The sequence below is a fragment of the Polaromonas sp. P1_E3 genome, from assembly GCF_056405935.1.
Genome location: NZ_JBFUBD010000576.1, coordinates 1 through 1,372 on the forward strand (window position 1 = coordinate 1; position 1,372 = coordinate 1,372).

The window sequence follows — 1,372 nt, forward strand, 5'->3', positions numbered from 1 at the left end:
CAGCGAGGCCAGACGCAAGGCCCTCGTTAAAAATAGCGGGTTCCCTATCACATACCTCTGAAACAGTCGGCGCGGCTCCAGTCCCAGGCGAAACAGCCATTCCAGGCCGGCCTTCTGCATCCACAGCGGTGCACGCGGCGTTTTTCCGCCCAGAAAATCAATGATGGCCCCACCACAAACAATCAGACAGGGAAAATCCAGCAGAGCGCGCAGCCTGGCTGCCACTTCCTCCTGCCGTGGCATTCCCATGCCAAGAACAATCAAGGACGGCCGATGCTCAACTGCCAGCAAGGCATACGCCTCAACAGCCCGGAAACCATCGGTAGCGATGAGCTGGCTGTGAGGAGCCAGCTCCTGCTGGACGCGCAACCGGCCTTTGCTCAGGTAGGGATCGCGCGTGCCAAACAGGGCAATTTTGCGGCCATCGAAAGCCCGGATCAGTTGCGGGATGAAGTCAGTCCCGTTGAGGTTGAGGCCGGGCTGCATTCGCAGCAATTTAAAAAGCGTTGACATGCCGGAGCCATCCCTGAGCACCAGATCAGCCGAGCGCATTGCCTCGAAAAATGAAGCAGACGCCACCATGGAATTCATCGCGTGGGCATTCGCGAAAGCCAGAACGAGTGGGCGCACGGGATGGCTAAGCGATGCCAGGAGTGCCTGGCTGTCGGCAGGGCTTTGCACCCGCTCAATCTTCTCTACCAGCAAGGACCAGCGTTGGCGCCAGTCAGCCGGGCTGTCGAAAGAAGAAGTCAACATTGCCTCGCTTCCGCAACCCATGGCATGACAAAATCGCAAACATGTTGAATACCGTCACCCGGGAAAATCTCCAGCGCACCCTCCGCATTCTGGCCGGGATCAGCGTTGTCCTGACGGCCACAGCGCTTTACATTCTCGGCGCACAGCCTGTGGCCGTCGGGCTGTTTCCTTCGCCGTGGGACAAACTGGCGCACCTGGTCGTCTTCGGCATGCTGGGCGCTGCTGGCGGCGTGGCAAGCGGCACGCGCGGCTGGCGGGTGGTGTTTTGGTGTGTAGCGAGCGCCCTCCTGGTGGGCATCATGGACGAATTGCATCAGGCGTTCCTGCCGGGCCGCGCAGCCAGCTGGTCCGACCTGGCTGCAGACGCCGCAGGTGGATTGCTGGGAGCCGGGGCACTCGAGGGCGCCCGCCGCTTCGGGACGGGCCGCTTCTTCACGCATCGTTAAGCACGGAGCCAACCAGCGCTACCCCGAATTCCCGCAGACTGTGGGTGAAACGGGTCATTTGCGGCATCGAGCTCATGTTCTGTCTCGCTACAACCAGCGCGGCGCCCGCCCGGACAGCTACAGTATGTGCATCTGCGCACTCACTGGCGGGCGGTGTATCAATGATGATG

General features: G+C 61.2%; 2 protein-coding genes and 1 pseudogene. 1 reads left to right on the forward strand and 2 read right to left on the reverse strand.

Going from position 1 to position 1,372, the window contains the following annotated elements; translation table 11 throughout:
• On the reverse strand, positions 1–591 hold a 591-nt coding region (locus tag AC1D0Z_RS21830; RefSeq protein WP_477660244.1), incomplete at its 3' end, for a WecB/TagA/CpsF family glycosyltransferase.
• Between the two features lie 206 nt (positions 592–797).
• Between AC1D0Z_RS21830 and AC1D0Z_RS21835 the strand changes: the two genes are divergently transcribed.
• On the forward strand, positions 798–1,202 hold the full coding sequence (locus AC1D0Z_RS21835) for a VanZ family protein (RefSeq protein ID WP_477660245.1): 405 nt from the start codon (positions 798–800) through the stop codon (positions 1,200–1,202).
• Here the strand turns inward: AC1D0Z_RS21835 and AC1D0Z_RS21840 are convergent.
• A pseudogene (locus AC1D0Z_RS21840) lies at positions 1,189–1,372 on the reverse strand (chain length determinant protein tyrosine kinase EpsG); the annotation flags it as partial. The gene AC1D0Z_RS21835 and the pseudogene AC1D0Z_RS21840 sit on opposite strands and share 14 nt — an antisense overlap.